Genomic DNA, 17,894 nt, shown 5'->3' with positions numbered 1-17,894 from the left:
GCCGGGGAGGGCGTCAAAGCGTGCGCTGCGCGCGGATCCCCGTGAGTTCTGGGCGCCTTTTCCTTGCTTAAATATTTTTTAATGAAACCGATATGTGAGCGTTACGGCCTCGCGCGTAGCCTGTGGCCATCTGTTGTCCACGTTGCGGCGCCCGGCGCGCCGTCCGCTTCCGAACTCAAACCTGCAAGCCGAATATGGCATCATGTACTTCTACTGATAACCAGTCGCGCACGCCGCTCAGGTCGGCTGAGTTCGCTGTCGCGCGTGAAATCATCATGTCGCGAGTGCTGACGATCGAAGATGACGAGATCACCGCCAACGAAATAGTCGGCGAGCTGAAAAGCCGCGGCTTCACCGTGGACTGGGTGGCGAACGGCCGTGATGGCATGGCGCGCGCCGTCAGCGACGAATACGACGTCATCACGCTCGACCGCATGCTGCCGGGCGTCGACGGCCTGACCATCCTCACCACCATGCGCAGCATCGGTATCCAGACGCCGGTTCTGATGCTGAGCGCGCTCGGCGACGTGGACGAACGCGTGCGCGGCCTGCGCGCGGGTGGCGACGACTATCTGACCAAGCCGTTCGACCCCGAAGAAATGACTGCGCGCCTCGAAGTCCTGCTGCGTCGCAGTCAAACGCCGGCCACGCAGTTCGAAACTACGCTACGCGTCGGCCCGCTCGAACTCGATCTGATCTCGCGCAAGGTCCAGCGCGACGGCGAGGAGATCGTGCTGCTGCCGACCGAATACCGCGTGCTCGAATTCATGATGCGCCACGCCGGCCAGACCATTACCCGCACCATGCTGTTCGAAGCGGTGTGGGGTTACCACTTCGACCCGGGCACTAACCTGATCGACGTGCACATGGGACGTCTGCGCAAGAAGATCGATCCGCCCGGCGTGAAACAGATGATCCAGACCGTGCGGGGCTCGGGCTACATCCTCGCGTGAGCAGATAACCTTGACGGACAACTCTTTCCCCGCGCAATCCGCACTGGGGCGCCGTTGGCATTCCACGACGTTTCGTCTGATCGCGGTATACGCCGTGATCTTCTCCATTTCCGTCATGTCGCTGCTGGGCTTCATCGGCGCCGCGGTGACCGGCGACATGGAGCACGAGACCGACGTCGTGATGCAGTGGCAGCTCATCTACTTCGATTCGATGCCGCATAGCGCGCTGGCCGATGCGATCCATCGCCGGCTCGAGCACGAGCGCATGCATGCCAATTACTACGGTCTGTTTTCGCCTGACGGCCACTATGTCGCGGGTGACGTGCTTGCGCTGCCGCCGGGACTGGCACCTGACCGGGGCGGCGTGACACTCGCCCGCAACAGCCTGCAGACGTTGAGCGGGGAGCCATCGCCCGTGGTTCGCGCAATGGCCGAACGCCGCCGCGACGGCGAGACCCTCGTGTTGGCGCGCGACCTCACCCATATCCTGCGGATTCGCCAGACCATCATCAACGCGCTGATCGGCGGCGGGCTGTTGTGTCTCGTTGCCGGCGTGGTGGGCGGCCTTGCGCTGAGCGTGCGGCAAATGCGCCGCCTGAAGGCGATTCGCCGCGTCACGCTGCGCATCGCCCAGGGCGATCTCGGTCAGCGTTTGCCGATCGGCGGGCGCGATGAGATCGATATGCTTGGGCACCTCGTCAATCACATGCTCGAGGAAGTGGAGCGCCTCATGAACGAGGTCAAGGGCGCGTGCGACGGTATCGCCCATGATCTGCGCACGCCGCTCGCACACGTGCGGACGTTGCTCGGGCACATCGCGGAACGCTCCGATATCCTCGATGACGTTGCCGTGTCGGCGCTGGTCGCGCGTGCCCGTGACGAGACCGACGCGTTGCTCGACCGGTTCCGCGCCATGCTGCGCATTTCGGAGATCGGCACGCTGCAGCGGCGCGGCGGCTTTGCGACCGTGGAACTGCAGGCGCTCATCGAGGAAGTCGGCGAACTGTACGAACCGCTGGCGGAGCTTCGCTCGCTGCAGTTTGTTGTCGAATCCGAAGCCGTCGAGCCGATCCACGGCGATCGTGCGCTGCTGTTCGAAGCGTTCAGCAATCTGCTCGACAATGCCTTCAAGTTCACACCTGCCGGCGGCGTGGTGCGCATGTCGTTGCGCCAAACGCCCGCAGGGCCGCTGGTCGAGATCGTCGACAACGGGCCTGGCATTCCGCTCGATGAGCGCGACGCGGTGCTGCAACGCTTTTATCGCGGCGAGGGTACTCGCCATCTGGCGGGCTCGGGTCTGGGGCTTTCGATCGTCTCTGCCGTGATGCGTGTGCATGACTTTACGATCCGCATCGGTAATGCGGAGCCTGGCGCGCGGGTGAGCATCGAATGCTGGTCGAGGACGCTCGCGTGAGCCGTCCCGCTCTCTTTCCCTTCTGCACGGGAGGTTGAATGCGTATCCTGTTCGTCGCCGCGTCCCATCCCGAATCTGCCTGGCTCTATAAAGCGCTGCAGGAGAGCGCACACAGTCTGCAACGCGCCGAGGACGTGCGCGACGGCGCGTTTCTGACCACGCAGGAGCCGTTCGACGCGATTGTTGTGATGGCCCTCGACGCCTCGTCCTATGCAAGCCTGCTGGAGACGCTGCCGCAATTCGTCACGGCCGGTGCGGGCGCGGCGATCATCGCCGTGCTTGGCCACTCGAACGCCCAGGACCGCAGCCGGGTGCTGCGTGCGGGCGCCGACGCCTGTTTCGGGCAACCGTACTCCTTCATCGAACTGCACGAGCGTCTGCAGGCGTTGCGGCGCACGGCGGCCTCGCGCGCTGCACACGATTTGCCGCCGGCGATGGCGACCGCTCCCGGTGAGGCGAGCGCCACGCTCTCACTGGATCCGCTGACGCATGAACTGGTCGACGGCGAACGGCGGCTGGTGGTGACGCGGCGCGAGTATCTGCTGATCGAATGCCTGATGCGCCAGTTCAACGCGCCGGTCCCGCGCGAGCAACTGATTCGCTATGCGTGGCCCGAGAAGGACGATGTCGACCCGTCGAGCGTCAATCTGGTGGTCTCGCGTTTGCGGCGCAAGCTCGCACAATATTTGCCGGAAGTGCACATCGAGACCGTCAGCCGTTACGGCTACCAGATCAGTACTGGATCGCACTGAGGGACGCCGCGCACCCCTTTCCTCAGGGTGATACGCCTCAAATCTTAAGACGAAGCCGCAATGAAACGAACGCGCTAACCCGTTTGGGGAGCGCGCTCGTGTCGTTCATGCTGACGCTCATGAACCGAAATACGGTGTGCAGAAGCCGGGCGGTCCGACACAGCCGTTGGCGGCGTCGGGGCCAGGCGCCGCGCAGCCGGATAGCAGCAGTCCGGCGGTGGCGGCGGCGAGCGCGTAAATTACGGCGCGCTTGAGTACGGTACGGGCTTTCATGGCTTTGATCCGGCGTGAAGCGGTATGGACAGCGCGCGCAGCGGCGTCTATTCCGCTAGCCTTAGTGTTCGTAGATCGTCGAGTTGAGATACTGCATCTGGCCATCCTGTTCAGCATGCACCAGTTCCTGGTAGACCTGCGCACGTGTCTTGGGGGCCTGTTCCTCGCCATACGGCGGAACCCATTGGCCGGCCTGCTCGACGGTGGAGTTCGAGTTCTGTGCCAGTTGTGCCGAAGCGGCCGGTTGCTGCGTGGTCGATGCGCTGGTTTGCGCGAAAGCGGAAGCGGTAGCCGTGGCGCCCACAAAAGCGATAGCGATCATCAGGTATTTCATGTTGGTTGTCCTTACGAATTAGTGGTCGGTCTATATCGGGTTGCTTGACCGCGGCGCGAAGTTAAAAGCGAAGTAAAGAATTCGCTGCCCGGTTGATTAGAAGGATAGTCGCCGGGGGATAGCGGTTCGACGATCTAAACGTGAAAAGAAATTTATCCACGTGCAGCGGATAACGCCTTTGCCTGAACCGGCGTAGCCGGCGCGGCTGCCACCGCAGTCTGATCCGCCGACCATCCGCCGCCCAGCGCGTCGATCAGTCCCACCGAAGCCAGTAAGCGCCGCGTATTCACGTTCAACGCGAGGATCTGCGTATTCAGTTCAGTGGTCTGCGCGGTCACCACATCCAGATAGCTGACCGTTCCATCGCGATAGCGCGACATCGAGAGATTCAAGGTGCGTTGCGCGTCGGTGAGCGCTTCGTCTTGCTGCGTCGCCTCATCGCCAAGATGATGCAGCTGGGCCAGATTGTCTTCGACCTGCTGGAACGCGAGCAGCACCGCTGCCTTGTATTTCGCGCCGTTTTCCGCCAGCTTTGCACGCGCTTCCTGCGTCATGGCTTCGCGGCGGCCGCCGTCGAACAGGGTCATCACGAGACTCGGACCGATCGACCAGATTTCGTTGGGCGCCATGATCCACGGCGAAAGCGTGTCGCTCTGGAAGCCACCGTCGAGTCCCAGCGAAACGTCCGGGAAGAACGCCGCCTTGGCGATGCCGATCTTTGCGTTCGCCTCAGCCGCGCGCCGCTCGGCAGCGGCGATATCGGGACGCCGCTGCAGCAGCGCCGAGGGCAGGCCGGTTGGAATGGACGGCAGATAGGCGAGGCCGGTCGATGCTGTGAGCGAGAACGACGACGCCGGCACGCCGGTCAGCGATGCAATGGCGTGTTCGTACAGTGCGCGTTGAGCCTTGACGTCCTCGGCAGCGGCACGCGCCGAAGCGAGTTGCGTCTGCGCGCGCGATACATCGAGGTCCGAAGCAATGCCGCCGGCGTGACGGCTCATCGTGAGCTGCAAGGCGCGTTCATAGGTGGTAATCGTGTCCGCCAGCAGTTGTTGCTGCTCGTCGAGTCCGCGCAGATTGAAGTAGGCGTCCGCAAGGCTCGCCTGCAAGCTCAGACGCACGGAGGCGAGATCCGCGTCGCTTGCCTGGGCGGCCGCCTGGCCTGCGGCTACTTCGTTGCGCACCTTGCCCCACAGATCGAGGTCGTAGTTGATGCCGACGTCGACCGTGTTCGAGCCATACACCGAAGGTTCGCCGGAGCCGCGCAACGGCCGGTTCTCCGATTGCCGGTTGCTCGAGACATTGGCCTGCGCGCCGATGGTCGGGAACAGGCCCGAGCGTGCCTGCGCCAGATAGTCGACGGCTTCGTCATGGCGCGCCACTGCAGCAGCGACGTCCGGATTGGCCGCCGCCACCTGCACTTCGAGCTTGTCGAGCACCGGGTCGCGATATACCTGCCACCAGCCATCGCGCGGCACCTGATCGGCGGGTTTGGCCAGTTGCCAGGCACCGCTTTCCTTGAAGGCCGTCGGAATGGCCGTGGGCGGCACCTGATAGACCGGTGCGAACGAGCAGCCGCTAAACAGTGCGCTGACGGCCAGCGCTACGCACAGGCTGCGCTTTAACTTGAGCCTAGCCATGGGCGCGCTCCGCGTCGCCATGGTCGGCGAGCGACGTGGAAGATGGGTTGGCGGCATGCGCCGCCGCGATTCGCACCGCGTCACCTGTGGCGATCGAGTCGGGCGGGTTGTCGATCACGCGGTCGCTGGCGTCGAGGCCCGAGCCGATTTCGACCTGGGTGCCGAGATCCGTGGCGATGGTGACGGGCTTGAGTATCGCGTGATCGTCCTTGCCGACCACCGCCACCTGCAAGCCGCTTTGCCGGAAGATCAACGCGCTGGCTGGAACCAGCAGCGCATGAGGGTCGGTGGGCATTGCGAAGTGGACTTCGGTGTATTCGCCCGGAATCAGGAGGCCGTTCTGGTTATCCACCTCGAGTTGCACGAGCAGCGTGCCCGAAGACTGTGTGATCGAATCGTCGGTGTCGAGCAGCTTCGCTTCGAATGTCATCCCGGGACGCTCGGGCATGGTCAGCGTTGCCGTCATGCCCGGCTTGATGGCTGCAGCGTCGCTTTGCGGCACGCTGACATACACCCGCAACTGACGCGCGTCGGAGACCGTAAACAGTTCGTGACCGTCACCGCCGCCTGCGTTGATCAGGTCGCCGATATCGGTCTTGCGCGCGGTGACGACGCCATCGAACGGCGCGGTGATCCGCTTGAACGATTCAAGTGCTTCGAGACGGTTCACATTCGCCTGGGCGCTTGCCACGATCGCCTGCTTGGCAGCCAGGTCGCCGGTCTTCTCATCGGTGTCCTGCTGCGAGACGGAATCCTGCTTGAGCATTTCGGTCCAGCGTTTGGCGGTGGATGCCGCGAGCTTTTCGTTCGCCTGCGCGTCCTGCAAGTCGGCTTTGGCCTGCAGCAATTGCTGGTCGAGATCGGGCGTATCGATCAGGCCGAGCAGTTGCCCGGCCTTCACATGCGTGCCGATATCCGCGTACCACGCATGCAGATAGCCCGGCACCCGCGCATAGATGGGTGCGTCGACGAAGGCGGACAGATGACCTGGCAGAACCAGGGATTGCGTTGCGCCCTGTCGACCCGGCGTATGCGCGGCGACGGTCGGAATGGCCTGCGCGGCAGACCACGCGGTCATTTCCTGTTTGGCGTGCACGCGGGTAAAGATGCCGGTTGTCACGATCCCCGCAGCAGCGAGCAGCACGACGATGCCAACCAGCTTCAGATGACGTAGCCGCTTGGGCGAATTGATCTCGATCTCAGTGGACATGGAGGGCTCCGGTTTCGGAAGTAGGATGATTTTTGTCTTTGACAGGAGGGTGCTTCGCCGCATCGCGACGGTGCACCAGGCTGAACACAACCGGGACGAACAGCAACGTGGCGAAGGTCGCGCAGATCAGGCCGCCGATCACCGCGCGTCCAAGCGGCGCGTTCTGTTCGCCGCCGTCGCCAAGACCGAGCGCCATCGGCGCCATGCCGATGATCATCGCGAGCGCGGTCATCAGCACCGGGCGAAAGCGTGTGAAGCCGGCTTCCATTGCTGCGACCAGCGCGTTGCCCGTGACCGCGAGGCGTTCGCGTGCGAAGCTCACCACCAGAATGCTGTTGGCCGTGGCCACGCCCATGCAGAGAATGGCGCCGGTCAACGCCGGCACTGAGAGCGGCGTATGCGTGGTGAACAGCATCCAGACAATCCCGGCGAGCGCAGCAGGCAACGCGGTGACGATGACGAATGCATCGGACCACGAATGGAAGTTGACGACAATCAGCATGTAGATCAATGCGATCGCGCCGACGAGGCCAAGCGAAAGTCCGAGGAAGGCACTGTTCATCGTCTCGACCTGGCCGCGCAAGGTGACCGTCGAGCCCTTCGGCACGTCTTTCGCCGTGGCATGCAGGATGTGCTGGATGTCCGTTGCGACTGCGCCCAGATCGCGCCCCTGGGTGGTTGCAAATACGTCGTAGAGCGGCTCGATGTTGTAGTGCGAGACGACGGCATCGCCGACGCCGCGCTCGATCGTCGCAATGCCACCCAGAATCTGCGACTGGCCGTTCTTGCCAGTGATTGGCAAATTGTTCAGCGCCGAGAGCGACTCCATGCGGTATTGCGGCGTCTGTGCGACGATCGGATACGACACACCGTTATGCGGATTCAGCCAATAGGTGGGCGACACCTGGCTCGTGCCAGAGAGGCTCGCTACCACGGAATTGGTCACGTCCTGTTCGGTGATGCCCAGTTCGTCTGCGCGCGACCGGTCGACCGCCACGGTGAACTGCGGGTAAGTCGACGCCTGCTGGATGCGCGTATCGGCAATGCCCGGAATCAGGCGCATGCGACGCATCACTTCGTTGGCGTAACGATGGTTGGCATCCTGGTTCGGCCCGGCTACCTGTAGGTCGATCGGCGCCGGTGAGCCGAAATTCAGAATCTGGCTGACGATATCGGCCGGCAGAAACGAGAAGGTCGTGCCGGGGAATTCGCGCGGCAGGATCTTGCGCAGTGTTTTCACATAGCCGGCGGTAGGTGCATGATTTTCGTTCAGCGAAATCATGATGTCGCCGTCGTTCGGCCCCGTAGTGCCGCTATTGTTGTAGGTCAGGTTGATACCGCTGTTCGGCAGCCCGACGTTGTCGATGATGCTGCCGAGTTGATTGGGCGGCACTACACTGCGCACGGCGTTCTCGATGTGATCGAACTCGGCGGCGGTATCTTCGATGCGCGTGCCGACCGGCGCGCGGACATGAAGCGAGATTTCGCCCGAATCGATGTCGGGAAAGAAATTGCGCCCCAGCCATGGCGCAAGCAGGAACGACGCGCCGACCACGATCAGAAAGCCAACCACGAAGCGCTTGCGGTTGGTCAGCGCGAGGCCAAGCACGATGCGATACACCGCGCGCACGCGTTCGAAGCGATGCTCGAAGCCCCGCTGAAAGCGCACCAGCGGATTGCGCGATGCGGGTGGGTGGTGGTGGCCGCCATGCGGTTCCATCGCCGCCGCCAGTTCGCCGGAGGCGTGACCGCCCGACGCATGCGGCTTCAGCAGATACTGCGCGAGCATCGGCACGAAGGTGCGCGACAGCACAAACGACGCCACCATCGCAAAGATCACCGCTTCGGCCATCGGCACGAACAGGAAGCGGGCGATGCCGTTCAGCAGCAGCATCGGCACGAACACGATACAGATACACAGCAACGAGACGAACGCCGGCCCGACGATCTGCGCGGCGCCATCCATGATCGCGCTTCTGACATCCTTGCCTTGCTCGAGGTGCCAGTTAATGTTTTCGATCGTGACGGTGGCGTCGTCCACCAGAATCCCGACCGCAAGCGCAAGACCGCCTAGCGTCATCACGTTGAGCGTTTCGCCCATCGCCGAGAGGCCGGCAATCGCTGCCAGCACGGCGAGAGGAATCGACGCCGCGATGATCAGCGTCGAGCGCCAGCTGCCGAGGAACAGCAGAATCATCAGCGACGTCAGCGCCGCGGCGATGATGCCTTCGCGCGCCACACCGCTCACGGCGCCCTTCACGAAGGTGGATTGATCGCCCATCGTAACGAGCTTGAGCCCGGGTGGCAGCGTCTCCTCGATGCGCGGCAGTTGCGCCTTGACACCCGCGATGATGTCGAGCGTGGAGGCCGAGCCGTTCTTCAGGATACTCATCAGTACCGCGCGGTGTCCGTCCACGCGTACGATGTTGGTCTGCGGCGGATAGCCGTCCCGCACGTGGGCGACGTCGCGAATATAGATGGTTGCGCCGTCCACGGTCTTGATCGGCAGGTTGTTCAGTTCCTGCAGCGACAGCGGGCTGTTGTTCAGCTTGATGTTGTATTCGAAGCTACCGATCTTCTCGGTGCCCGCCGGGATGATCTGGTTCTGCTGGGCCAATGCGTCGGCGACATCCTGCGCGGAGAGTTTCTTCGCCTGCAGCGCTTGTGGGTCGAGGTCGATCTGCACTTCGCGGGTCTTGCCACCATAGGCGGTCGGAATCGCCACGCCGGGCACGCTCAGTAGTTGCGGACGGATGAAGTTGGTCGCGTAGTCGGCGAGCTTCTGTTCGTCGAGTGTGTTGCTGGTGAGCGCCAGTTGCAGAACCGGCACGGTCGAGGCGTTGTAGTTGAGGATCTGCGGCGGCGTCGTGCCAGGCGGCATCTGCTTCAGTACGGTCTGCGAAACCGAGGTGACCTGCGCCGTGGCCGTGCGAATATCGACGTTCGGCTGGAAGAATATCTTGACGATGCCGTAGCCGCGAAACGATTGCGATTCGATGTGCTGAACATCGTTGACCGTGGTGCCGAGCGTGCGCTCGTAATACGTGACGATGCGCCCGGCCATGTCGTCCGGTTGCAGGCCCGCGTAGTTCCACACCACGCTGATCACCGGAATACGGATGTCGGGGAAGATATCGGTTGGCGTGCGCAACGCGGACAGCGGGCCGATCAGGACGATCAGCAGCGCAAGCACGATGAACGTGTAAGGCCGCGTTAGCGCTAGCCGGACTATTTTTAACATCGAAAGCTGCTCCGTTCAGAATGGCGCGATGACTCGGCGGCGTCAGTCGGTTAGGGCAAATCCCACTGGTGGATTACCCGATGTCGGTATTCTGTAGAGCAGGCCCTAACACCCTGCGACTAAAAAAATGAAACAAGTTTTAGTTGCCAGGCATGACGAAATTCACGGTGCGGTGACGATGCGTTAGCCGTGCGGCAGCGCGATCATGTGCAAAGACACACAGCGCGCCGCATGGGGCACGCTGTGTTCGATGAGAGGGGAGAGGGAGGCGACGCGTTTGCGCGTCAACCGAACAGGTAGCCGGAGCCGCGAATGGTGCGGATCAGTGGACGCTCGCCCGGCACGTCCACCTTCTTGCGCAGACGCCCCACGTGTACGTCGATGAGGTTGGTGCCCGGATCGAAGCGGCAACCCCACACCGCTTCGAAAATCATCGTGCGCGTCAGCACCTGGCCTGCATGACGCATCATGAATTCGAGGACGCGGAATTCGGTCGGCTGCAGTTCGAGTTCGCGCCTGCCGTGGGTGACGCGTCGGCGCACCAGGTCGAGCTCAAGCGCACCGGTACGCAGCAAGGTCTCGGCCTTGGCATTACGCGGACGCCGCCGCAGCAGTACTTCCACGCGTGCAAACATCTCGTCGGCCGAGAACGGCTTGGTCAGATAGTCGTCGCCGCCGGCGCGCAGCCCCTGTATGCGATGATCGACATCGGACATCGCGCTCATCACCAGCACCGGCGTTTCCATGCCCACACCGCGCATGGTGGCGACGATCGTCAGACCGTCGAGATCCGGCAGCATACGGTCGAGCGTGACGACGTCGTATTCGCCTGCCATGACCTTGGCCATGCCTTCGCGGCCGGTGCGGGCCACGTCGACCGAGAAACCGCTCGATGTGAGCGTGCGCACGATATCGTCCGCGATCAGTTCATCGTCTTCGATCGTCAGTATCTTCGGCATGGTTCGCTAGCGTATTTCTTCAGGGCCATCAGGCGACGACCCGCAGCGCGACCTGCTTGTCGGGTGCGCGATACTGGCTCACAGCAAAGTCGATAAAGCTGCGCACCTTCATCGACAGATAGTTGCGGCCCGAGTACAGGATCGACACATGACGCGGACCGCCATTCACCTGGTACTCTTCGAGCACCGGCACGAGCGTGCCGTGAGCGAGGTCTTCGTCAACGAACGGCAGCGGCAGCAACGCGATGCCCATGTGGTTGAGAGCGGCCACCCGCACCATCGCGCTGCTGGTCGCCGTCAATGCGCTACCGGTGTTGACGCGGTAGACGCCGTCGGCATCCGCGAATTCCCAGGTCCGCGAGGTGCCGTCGGAGACCGTCAGCAAGCCATGACGATTCAGTGCGGCCGGGTCGCGCGGCGTGCCGTGGCGAGCCAGATACGACGGCGAAGCGACCGTGACTTCCTCGATGCTCGTGAGTGTGCGGCTCACCAGTGTGGAGCTGGCGAGGCGGCGGTCGTCGGAGAAGCATACGTCGTAGCCGCCTTCCACCATGTCGATATGCGTGTCGAAGGTGGTGATGTCGAAATCGACCCGCGGATGCAGCGTTCGATAGGAGGCGAGCAGGTTGCCGAGCCCTGAGGTCGCGAAGGTCATGGGTGTGGCGATGCGCAAGGTGCCGCGCGGGTCGCGGGTGGTCTGCACGAGGTTCGATTCCATTTCATCGAGCTTTTCGATGATCGTGCGGCAGCCGTCCAGATACTCCTTGCCCACTTCCGTGAGCGACAGGCTGCGCGTCGTGCGGTTGAGCAGGCGCATGTTCAGATGCGCCTCGAGCATACTGACACTGCGCGTGACGGCGGCAGCCGACATGCCCAGTTGTCTCGCGGCCAGGTTGAAGCTGGCGAGATCGACTACGCGTGTGAAGACACGCATCGCTTGTAGCTGGTTCATGTTCGTACACTAGGAAAGGACGATGCGTGCATCATGGGCGCCCGCAGATAACATGGCACTGCCAGCTTGATTAAGTCTTTTTTAATTTTGTGCAATGTTCATGAACTGCGTGGATACATTGCGCGCGTCGGAGGCGCGGTGCGCGGGTCGCCTTGCAAAAGCGACGGGCAAAAAAAAGCGCGGACAAGCCGCGCTGTAAGGAGATCTTGAAAAAGACCGCAGTGATGCGGAAAGGTCAGTATAGGGTGTCGCATGTGCGCAGTGGAGACGAACTTTGAAATACATTGCTGCACAAAGCGGAACAAATCGTTGCAACGCCCTAATTCATCAGCGCGTGCGCCTCTTCCACTTCCAGCTGCTTGAGATGCTTCGACAAGGCGTCGTTAAGTTTGGCGAGGCTTGCCGTGGGCAGCGCAAAGCCGGCCCAGCCGAGACCGGTGTGTCGCATGAACAGCACGGCGCCGTCATAGAGCGGATGTTTCTCCGTGTGCCAGCAAGGATCCATTTCGATTACATACTGGTGCGTGCGCGACGGCTCTTTCGGCACTTCAGGCCGCATCGCGGCGCGCAGCAGGCTCAGGCGCTCGATGACCGCGTCGACTTCGCTCGCCGCCAGCAGCACAGAATTGTCGTCGACGGCAACCCGTACTGCATTGTCACCGTACTCGTTGATCATCTCGATGCTCATCGGCATGTCCGGCTCCTCAATACGTATCACGTTGAGGAAATTATGGATCGGCGGCCGCGCGCGTTGGCTGAAACAGGGCAATCGTTTGATGAAACTTAATTTAAGTAACGCGTGACCGGGTATAGGCTGGCTTCGCCACCGGCGGCGGGAAACGGCGAACAGTTGGCAGGTAATTTCGACAGCTGCGGAATAGGCTCGGATTCACATAGCGGGAAACCGGAAACAACGACACGAAAGGGGAGTGAAGAAAATGCGCAACGTTCATAAAGCGGTTTTTCCCGTTGGCGGACTGGGAACGCGATTTCTGCCCGCCACCAAGGCCAGCCCCAAAGAGATGCTGCCGATCGTCGACAAGCCCTTGATCCAGTATGCGGTCGAAGAAGCGATCGCCGCCGGCATTACCGAAATGATCTTCGTCACGGGGCGCGGCAAGCGCGCAATCGAAGATCACTTCGACAAGTCATACGAGATCGAGGCCGAACTGATGGCCCGTGGCAAGCAGGATCTGCTTGCTCTGGTGCGCGGCATCAAGCCGAGCCACGTCGATTGCTTTTATGTGCGGCAGTCGGAGCCGCGCGGCCTCGGCCATGCGGTTCTGTGCGCTGAGAAGCTGATCGGCGACGAGCCGTTTGCCGTGATGCTGGCCGACGATCTGATCGACGGCCGCCCACCCGTGCTGACGCAGATGATCGGCGTCTTCGACCATTACCACTGTTCGGTGATCGGCGTGGAAGAGATCGAGCCGCAGGAAACGCGATCCTACGGCGTGATAGAGGGCAAGGCGTGGGACGACCGCGTGTTCCGCATGTCGGGCGTGGTGGAAAAACCCGAACCGGCGCGGGCGCCGTCGAATCTAGGTGTCGTGGGGCGTTATGTGCTGACGCCGGGGATTTTCGGGCATCTGCGCAAGACGCAGCCGGGCGCCGGCGGCGAGATCCAGTTGACCGATGCGATCCAGTCGCTGCTCGCCGACGAACAGGTGCTCGCCTACCGCTACCACGGCAAGCGTTTCGACTGCGGCAGCAAGCTCGGTTATCTGAAGGCGACGGTTGAGTTCGCGCTCAGGCATCCCGAGGTGAAAGCGGGCTTTGAAGCTTATCTGAATGCAAAACTCGCGGCAGATAGCCTGGAGATGGCCGAATGAGCCGGGTGTGACAATGCGCGGCTGAGAAACCTGCAGCCGCGCTTGTGTGCTTGTGTATTAAGCGCTTCTAAGTTTTCTTAGCGGAAATACGCCTTGGTGTTCTCATGCACGTCGCTGCAGGCCAGCAGTTCCGACGGCGTCATCCAGACGTAGTCGCTGTGCTGTTCGAAGCGACCGATACGCGCAGTTTCGCGCAGCACCAACATATAGCCGAGCACGATGTAGTGAGTTGAGATATCGGCCGCGCCGGCGAAGTTTTCGTCGTAGTGATGTTCGAATACGCCGCGAAAGCAGGCCGCATTCTGCGACTGATTCTCCAGCCCGAGTTCCTCGCGTGCGATCCGGCTGAATGCGCCGCTTAGCGATTCGTCCTTGTGGATCCTTCCGCCGGGCACGAACCACGCGCCCAGCGCGGGGCGGTTGACGCGCCGTCCGAGCAGCACCCGTCCCTGGTCGTCGACGACGATGAGGTCGATCGAGATGAGCGGCGTCAGGCGAACGACGTCGAGGAATTCGGGGCGGGCAAGCATGGTAGCGTCGATCTCCTCAGTCGTCTGCGCGAGCAGATCTCAGTCTAGCGTTTCGTGCCGGCGCATCCGCCAGCGGCATCCCTGCCAAATGCGCCGAACTCTCTGCGCATCAGGACAAGCTCACTGCGCGACGTAACCGGCCGGCGTCGTGACGTTGGCGCGAGCGACGCCTGCGTTGGTCGAAATCACGTAGATGGGCGCCTCAGACAGCGTGAGCGCAGCCACGCCGTTGCTGTAGGGCAGGCTCGACGGATTGCCCATCATGTCGAGCACCGTCACCTGGCCGGAGCTGCCCGGCGCGTCGACCTGCAGGCTGTAGGGCACCTGATAGGTTGCGCTGAAGCCCTTGCTCGCGTTCCAGTCTGCATTGTTATGGGTCCATAGGGCCGTGACCACCGCGCCGTTATTCAACTGCTGGAACGCATACGCATAGACACCGGCCGGCAGATTGTTGAGCGGGCCGAGCGTGTTGGTGCCGTCGATAAGGCGGGTCATCGCAGCGGTGACCATGGCCGCGGGCTTCGGACTGATGGCGGACGGCCCGTAGCCACCTTGCGGATCGGCGAGATCGAAGAACAGTCCATAACCAGCCTGGTCCGGAAAGTCGGTCGCATAGAACAGATAGGTCACATCGGCACCCTCGCCGAGCAGGATCAGATGCGTGCGCGCGACCAGCGCGCCCTGGGCGTACAGCACGTTCGGCGTCGGATAGTTCGGGCCATATTTCGAGCCGATGTCGTAGCTGATGCCGGTTTCGGTGACAAACAGACGCGCGCCGGGTTTGAGCGTCGAGGCAATCTGCTGGCGCAGCGCACGCATGGTCGCAGGCAGCGACTGGGCCGCCTTGGCGGGATCGCTGTCGCCCACGAGCCGCTCGGGTGGATGCGACGGCGTGGTGCCGACGTCGTAGTAGCCATGAATCGACACGCCGTCGAGGTACTTCGCGATGCCGAGCGGCTGGAGCCGCTGCAGCCATTCGGTATTGGTGGCGACCGAGGCGTTGGTGGTGCCCATGATCACGGCATTGGGGTCGCTTGCGTGAATGGCCTGCCAGGTGGCCTGATACAGCGCGACCAGATTGGCGTCCGTGTCCTTCCAGGGTAAGCCGCTGTTGTAATCGGGCTCCCACGTCACCTGATAGTAGTTGCGCGATTGCCGCGGAAAGTGCTGGGTGCGCACCTGGTTCGACTCCTGGCCGACCTTGGTCATGAAGGCCTGATACGCCGGCACCGAGACTGGCAGATAGCTGTGGGTGGCAACGTGCGTGGGGCTCGCCCATGCGGGAATCCCGTCCAGCTGGATCAGGCGCAGCAGATCGCCGCCCTTGAGGAACGGTGCGAGCGGATAGGACGCGGCGTTGAAGGTGTTCGGGCCGTTCGGCTCCATCATGTACCAGTTGCGGTTATCGTTGACCCACCGCAGTCCCAGATCGGGGTAGAGCGGCCGGTAGCCGTCGCCCGAGCAGCAGTGCTGGCCGGGCGTCACATAGGCCGAGCCCTGGCCGCCGAACCGGTGCAGGTCCTCACGCGCGTAGGTGGGGGGAGTGATGACGCCAGACAGATCGGGCAGAACGCCGAAGCTCGCCATGCCGACCGGCCGCGTGCCGCGAGCCGGCAGGTCTGCGCCGGCCGAACTCAGGCTCGCGGAGATGGCAAAGTAACCGGCGAGCGTCGATACGCAATTGAGCGTGACGACCTGCGGGCCGCTCGCGACCTGGAATTGCCCGGATGCGCGCACGTTGCTCCAGGTATCGAGAATCTGCCAGTCGAGTGTGTCGCGCTGCCTGGCGCGCGTGGTGAGTTCCACCGCGAAGGGGCGACCGTTGGCGAACATGCGCGTACCGTCGCCGCCGGGTGTATCCGCTTCGATGGCGGGGCCGTCGGCCGCCGCGTTGGCCGGTTCGGACGGTGCGCCACAGGTCAGCGCACTCTTGCCAGGCGTCGCGATGATCGATGTCGGCGTGGGTGCCGGCGCCACGCCGCTGTCGTACCAGCAGCGTTTTTGCGCGCCGGGCGCCGGATCGCCGAACACGGTGTTGTCGCACGCCGTGCCGCCGGTAAAGGTCAGGATGACATATTTTGAATCGCTGCCGTACTTGACGTCGTGCGTACCTGAGAAAGCACACGTGCCGCGCTCGCTGGCGCACGCGGTCCAGGTGATAGCGGCACGGTGGGGCGCGGCGGTGGCGGCCGGTGGCGGATCCTGAGAGCGGGCATCGGTTCCGTCTGCGACAAGCGTTGCGGCTGGGTTCGGTGGCGCCGCGGCGTTCGTCGCCGAGGTGCGCACGATCCAGCAACTCTTTTGCGAGCCCGGTGCCGGGTCGCCGAATACGCTGTTATTGCAAGGCTTGCCGCCGGTGAGCGTGAGCACGACGTAGCGGTTCGAGGTGCCGTAGCGAACCTGTTCGGTGCCGGAGAAGCGGCAAAACCCGCGCTCTGCTGCGCACAGCGTCGCCGGGCTGGCCGTCTGCGCCGATGACGCCTGTGGGGCTTGCGGGTCGTTTTCCGTGGCCGCGTTCACAGCGACATCGTGCTGGCTGCAGGCGGCGATGGTGAGCGCCACCATCAGACGAAGCGCGAGCGTCGTCAGTGAAAATCCGCCACGCCGAAAGAGGGACACAGATGGCGCAAGCTCGTGCTGCGAGGACGGTGTGTGTCTCATGGTGGTCCGAAGAACGACGCAGCGGCGCGCGAGTAGCGCCGTGAACATGGCGGAAGCAATACTCACATCATTCAGGCACACGATAAAACCCCGTCCAGTGCGCTACACCACGCAGCTCGCGTATTGTCTTCGGCCGTGCCACGCGCGGTGCAGCGATTCTTCAACGTGGTGCAGCGTTAGCACCCTCATCGCCGACGTACGCCCGCTTGTGGTGTCAAATCTCAGCATAGGGGACGCGTACCTGGTACGCCACGACAAACTCCAGGTCATCGGAGCAATAAACGTCGCGCGTTGTGCAATCCGCGCGAGCTTACAGACAAAATATGCAATGCTGTGATCGCGCCGGTTTTTTAATCAGTAATAGATGCTTGCGCTCGTCGGAATAAATCGTCTGACGAGCGAAATAGTTACCCGGATGAAACGCTCTCGTCATAACTGGCCGCTTATGCGGCGCCGATTCGAAATCCGGTCGGACGAATAGATCAGACTTATTGAATTTGCATGGCGTTTCAATATTGAAACATTTTCGACACCTCCGAACTCTGTACGGTTTTGAAACAAATCCGGTTGTGGGCTGTAAATAGGGTATTGCCGGCGATTTCATAAAATAATAAAGACCTCACTTCTTCGTTCCAATTGCTTAAAGCCGATCTGGCTCCTTCAATCAATTTCACCTTTGAAACGTTTTTCGCCGTCCGGGACAGCACGGCGAGGTGCTGCTCCCCGCAATCCCCCGCCACATCAGGCTGGTACGCGACGTGCTTGGTGCGATGCATCATAAAGTTCAAAACAGGCCATCGTACGAGGATTCCTCCGCGGACTCCTTTCACATGCAGAGCAACATTGCCGTTTCACCGGCAATTTCGCCTGCCGTACCGGCTTGCGCTCGTCCAGTAGACCGTTTTGATTCATCTGATGTTTTATACGTTCCGCTAAAATGCGGCACAAGGATATCAATGAGTCAAATGTCGCGATTAGCCAAGCTGTTGTACGTTCGCATCGATTTCTATTTTGCGAATTTATATATAGCGACGCAATCCGCCAACATCGCGCGCATTTCGGTCACTGTCATCAACGGCGATTTTCGGCGTGGATATGATGCAGTGCAATGTTATTAAAAAGTTAGAAAATCAGAAGATTCGG

General features: G+C 62.1%; 15 protein-coding genes. 5 read left to right on the top strand and 10 right to left on the bottom strand.

Annotated elements, in window-relative coordinates:
* The first annotated feature begins 275 nt into the window (after positions 1–275).
* Genes P3T24_RS15580 through P3T24_RS15570 form a run of 3 tightly spaced genes read left to right on the top strand, consistent with a single transcriptional unit; the run spans position 276 to position 3,119 of the window.
* The gene (locus P3T24_RS15580) at positions 276–953 is read left to right on the top strand and encodes a response regulator transcription factor (RefSeq protein WP_074265112.1); all 678 of its coding nucleotides are present in this window, start codon (positions 276–278) and stop codon (positions 951–953) included.
* A gap of 10 nt (positions 954–963) precedes the next feature.
* The gene (locus P3T24_RS15575; protein ID WP_429435828.1) at positions 964–2,367 is read left to right on the top strand and encodes an ATP-binding protein; all 1,404 of its coding nucleotides are present in this window, start codon (positions 964–966) and stop codon (positions 2,365–2,367) included.
* Between the two features lie 38 nt (positions 2,368–2,405).
* Positions 2,406–3,119 carry a winged helix-turn-helix transcriptional regulator gene (locus P3T24_RS15570; RefSeq protein ID WP_074265110.1) on the top strand — a complete coding sequence of 238 codons (714 nt, stop codon included), beginning with the start codon at positions 2,406–2,408 and terminating at the stop codon, positions 3,117–3,119.
* A gap of 117 nt (positions 3,120–3,236) precedes the next feature.
* On the opposite strand, the gene P3T24_RS15565 is transcribed toward P3T24_RS15570, so the two are convergent.
* From P3T24_RS15565 to P3T24_RS15530, 8 genes are all read right to left on the bottom strand, one after another.
* On the bottom strand, positions 3,237–3,392 hold the full coding sequence (locus P3T24_RS15565; protein WP_429435825.1) for a hypothetical protein: 156 nt from the start codon (positions 3,390–3,392) through the stop codon (positions 3,237–3,239).
* A gap of 61 nt (positions 3,393–3,453) precedes the next feature.
* The gene (locus P3T24_RS15560; RefSeq protein ID WP_074265109.1) at positions 3,454–3,726 is read right to left on the bottom strand and encodes a DUF4148 domain-containing protein; all 273 of its coding nucleotides are present in this window, start codon (positions 3,724–3,726) and stop codon (positions 3,454–3,456) included.
* A 152-nt stretch (positions 3,727–3,878) separates the two neighbouring features.
* Positions 3,879–5,366, bottom strand: a complete 1,488-nt coding sequence (locus tag P3T24_RS15555; RefSeq protein WP_429435822.1) for an efflux transporter outer membrane subunit — start codon at positions 5,364–5,366, stop codon at positions 3,879–3,881.
* A complete protein-coding gene (locus P3T24_RS15550) occupies positions 5,359–6,576 on the bottom strand; it encodes an efflux RND transporter periplasmic adaptor subunit (protein WP_429435819.1) in 1,218 nt (405 codons plus the stop codon). The genes P3T24_RS15555 and P3T24_RS15550 overlap by 8 nt, the downstream gene beginning before the upstream one ends.
* Positions 6,566–9,817, bottom strand: a complete 3,252-nt coding sequence (locus P3T24_RS15545) for an efflux RND transporter permease subunit (RefSeq protein ID WP_429407655.1) — start codon at positions 9,815–9,817, stop codon at positions 6,566–6,568. Before P3T24_RS15545 ends, P3T24_RS15550 begins: the two co-directional genes overlap by 11 nt.
* Positions 9,818–10,101: 284 nt before the next feature.
* Positions 10,102–10,776: a response regulator transcription factor gene (locus P3T24_RS15540; RefSeq protein WP_429435816.1), complete on the bottom strand. Its 675-nt coding sequence runs from the start codon at positions 10,774–10,776 to the stop codon at positions 10,102–10,104.
* 28 nt (positions 10,777–10,804) lie between these two features.
* Positions 10,805–11,728, bottom strand: coding sequence for a LysR family transcriptional regulator (locus tag P3T24_RS15535; RefSeq protein WP_074265104.1), 924 nt, complete (start codon positions 11,726–11,728; stop codon positions 10,805–10,807).
* Between the two features lie 319 nt (positions 11,729–12,047).
* Positions 12,048–12,416: a hypothetical protein gene (locus tag P3T24_RS15530; protein WP_174567531.1), complete on the bottom strand. Its 369-nt coding sequence runs from the start codon at positions 12,414–12,416 to the stop codon at positions 12,048–12,050.
* A gap of 250 nt (positions 12,417–12,666) precedes the next feature.
* Between P3T24_RS15530 and galU the strand changes: the two genes are divergently transcribed.
* Positions 12,667–13,560 (top strand): UTP--glucose-1-phosphate uridylyltransferase GalU, encoded by an 894-nt coding sequence (gene galU / locus P3T24_RS15525; RefSeq protein WP_074265102.1) that lies wholly within the window; start codon positions 12,667–12,669, stop codon positions 13,558–13,560.
* 77 nt (positions 13,561–13,637) lie between these two features.
* On the opposite strand, the gene P3T24_RS15520 is transcribed toward galU, so the two are convergent.
* Both P3T24_RS15520 and P3T24_RS15515 read right to left on the bottom strand, forming a co-directional pair.
* Positions 13,638–14,090: a GDP-mannose mannosyl hydrolase gene (locus P3T24_RS15520; RefSeq protein ID WP_074265101.1), complete on the bottom strand. Its 453-nt coding sequence runs from the start codon at positions 14,088–14,090 to the stop codon at positions 13,638–13,640.
* A 120-nt stretch (positions 14,091–14,210) separates the two neighbouring features.
* A complete protein-coding gene (locus P3T24_RS15515; RefSeq protein WP_429435813.1) occupies positions 14,211–16,751 on the bottom strand; it encodes a hypothetical protein in 2,541 nt (846 codons plus the stop codon).
* A gap of 830 nt (positions 16,752–17,581) precedes the next feature.
* On the opposite strand from P3T24_RS15515, the gene P3T24_RS15510 reads away from it, so the two are divergent.
* Positions 17,582–17,869 (top strand): hypothetical protein, encoded by a 288-nt coding sequence (locus tag P3T24_RS15510; RefSeq protein WP_429435811.1) that lies wholly within the window; start codon positions 17,582–17,584, stop codon positions 17,867–17,869.
* Positions 17,870–17,894 lie beyond the last annotated feature (25 nt).

This window comes from Paraburkholderia sp. GAS33, from assembly GCF_050436645.1.
Classification (GTDB): Bacteria; Pseudomonadota; Gammaproteobacteria; order Burkholderiales; family Burkholderiaceae; genus Paraburkholderia; species Paraburkholderia phenazinium_B.
This window is presented reverse-complemented; position numbering and strand designations above follow the sequence as displayed.

Excerpts from the sequence above, each read along its gene's own strand:
- P3T24_RS15580 (WP_074265112.1), top strand. The coding sequence starts at position 276 with ATGTCGCGAGTGCTGACGATCGAAGATGACGAGATCACCGCCAACGAA.
- P3T24_RS15570 (WP_074265110.1), top strand. The coding sequence starts at position 2,406 with ATGCGTATCCTGTTCGTCGCCGCGTCCCATCCCGAATCTGCCTGGCTC.
- P3T24_RS15565 (WP_429435825.1), bottom strand. The coding sequence starts at position 3,392 with ATGAAAGCCCGTACCGTACTCAAGCGCGCCGTAATTTACGCGCTCGCC.
- P3T24_RS15560 (WP_074265109.1), bottom strand. The coding sequence starts at position 3,726 with ATGAAATACCTGATGATCGCTATCGCTTTTGTGGGCGCCACGGCTACC.
- P3T24_RS15555 (WP_429435822.1), bottom strand. The coding sequence starts at position 5,366 with ATGGCTAGGCTCAAGTTAAAGCGCAGCCTGTGCGTAGCGCTGGCCGTC.
- P3T24_RS15550 (WP_429435819.1), bottom strand. The coding sequence starts at position 6,576 with ATGTCCACTGAGATCGAGATCAATTCGCCCAAGCGGCTACGTCATCTG.
- P3T24_RS15545 (WP_429407655.1), bottom strand. The coding sequence starts at position 9,817 with ATGTTAAAAATAGTCCGGCTAGCGCTAACGCGGCCTTACACGTTCATC.
- P3T24_RS15540 (WP_429435816.1), bottom strand. The coding sequence starts at position 10,776 with ATGCCGAAGATACTGACGATCGAAGACGATGAACTGATCGCGGACGAT.
- P3T24_RS15535 (WP_074265104.1), bottom strand. The coding sequence starts at position 11,728 with ATGAACCAGCTACAAGCGATGCGTGTCTTCACACGCGTAGTCGATCTC.
- P3T24_RS15530 (WP_174567531.1), bottom strand. The coding sequence starts at position 12,416 with ATGAGCATCGAGATGATCAACGAGTACGGTGACAATGCAGTACGGGTT.
- galU (WP_074265102.1), top strand. The coding sequence starts at position 12,667 with ATGCGCAACGTTCATAAAGCGGTTTTTCCCGTTGGCGGACTGGGAACG.
- P3T24_RS15520 (WP_074265101.1), bottom strand. The coding sequence starts at position 14,090 with ATGCTTGCCCGCCCCGAATTCCTCGACGTCGTTCGCCTGACGCCGCTC.
- P3T24_RS15515 (WP_429435813.1), bottom strand. The coding sequence starts at position 16,751 with ATGAGACACACACCGTCCTCGCAGCACGAGCTTGCGCCATCTGTGTCC.
- P3T24_RS15510 (WP_429435811.1), top strand. The coding sequence starts at position 17,582 with ATGCAGAGCAACATTGCCGTTTCACCGGCAATTTCGCCTGCCGTACCG.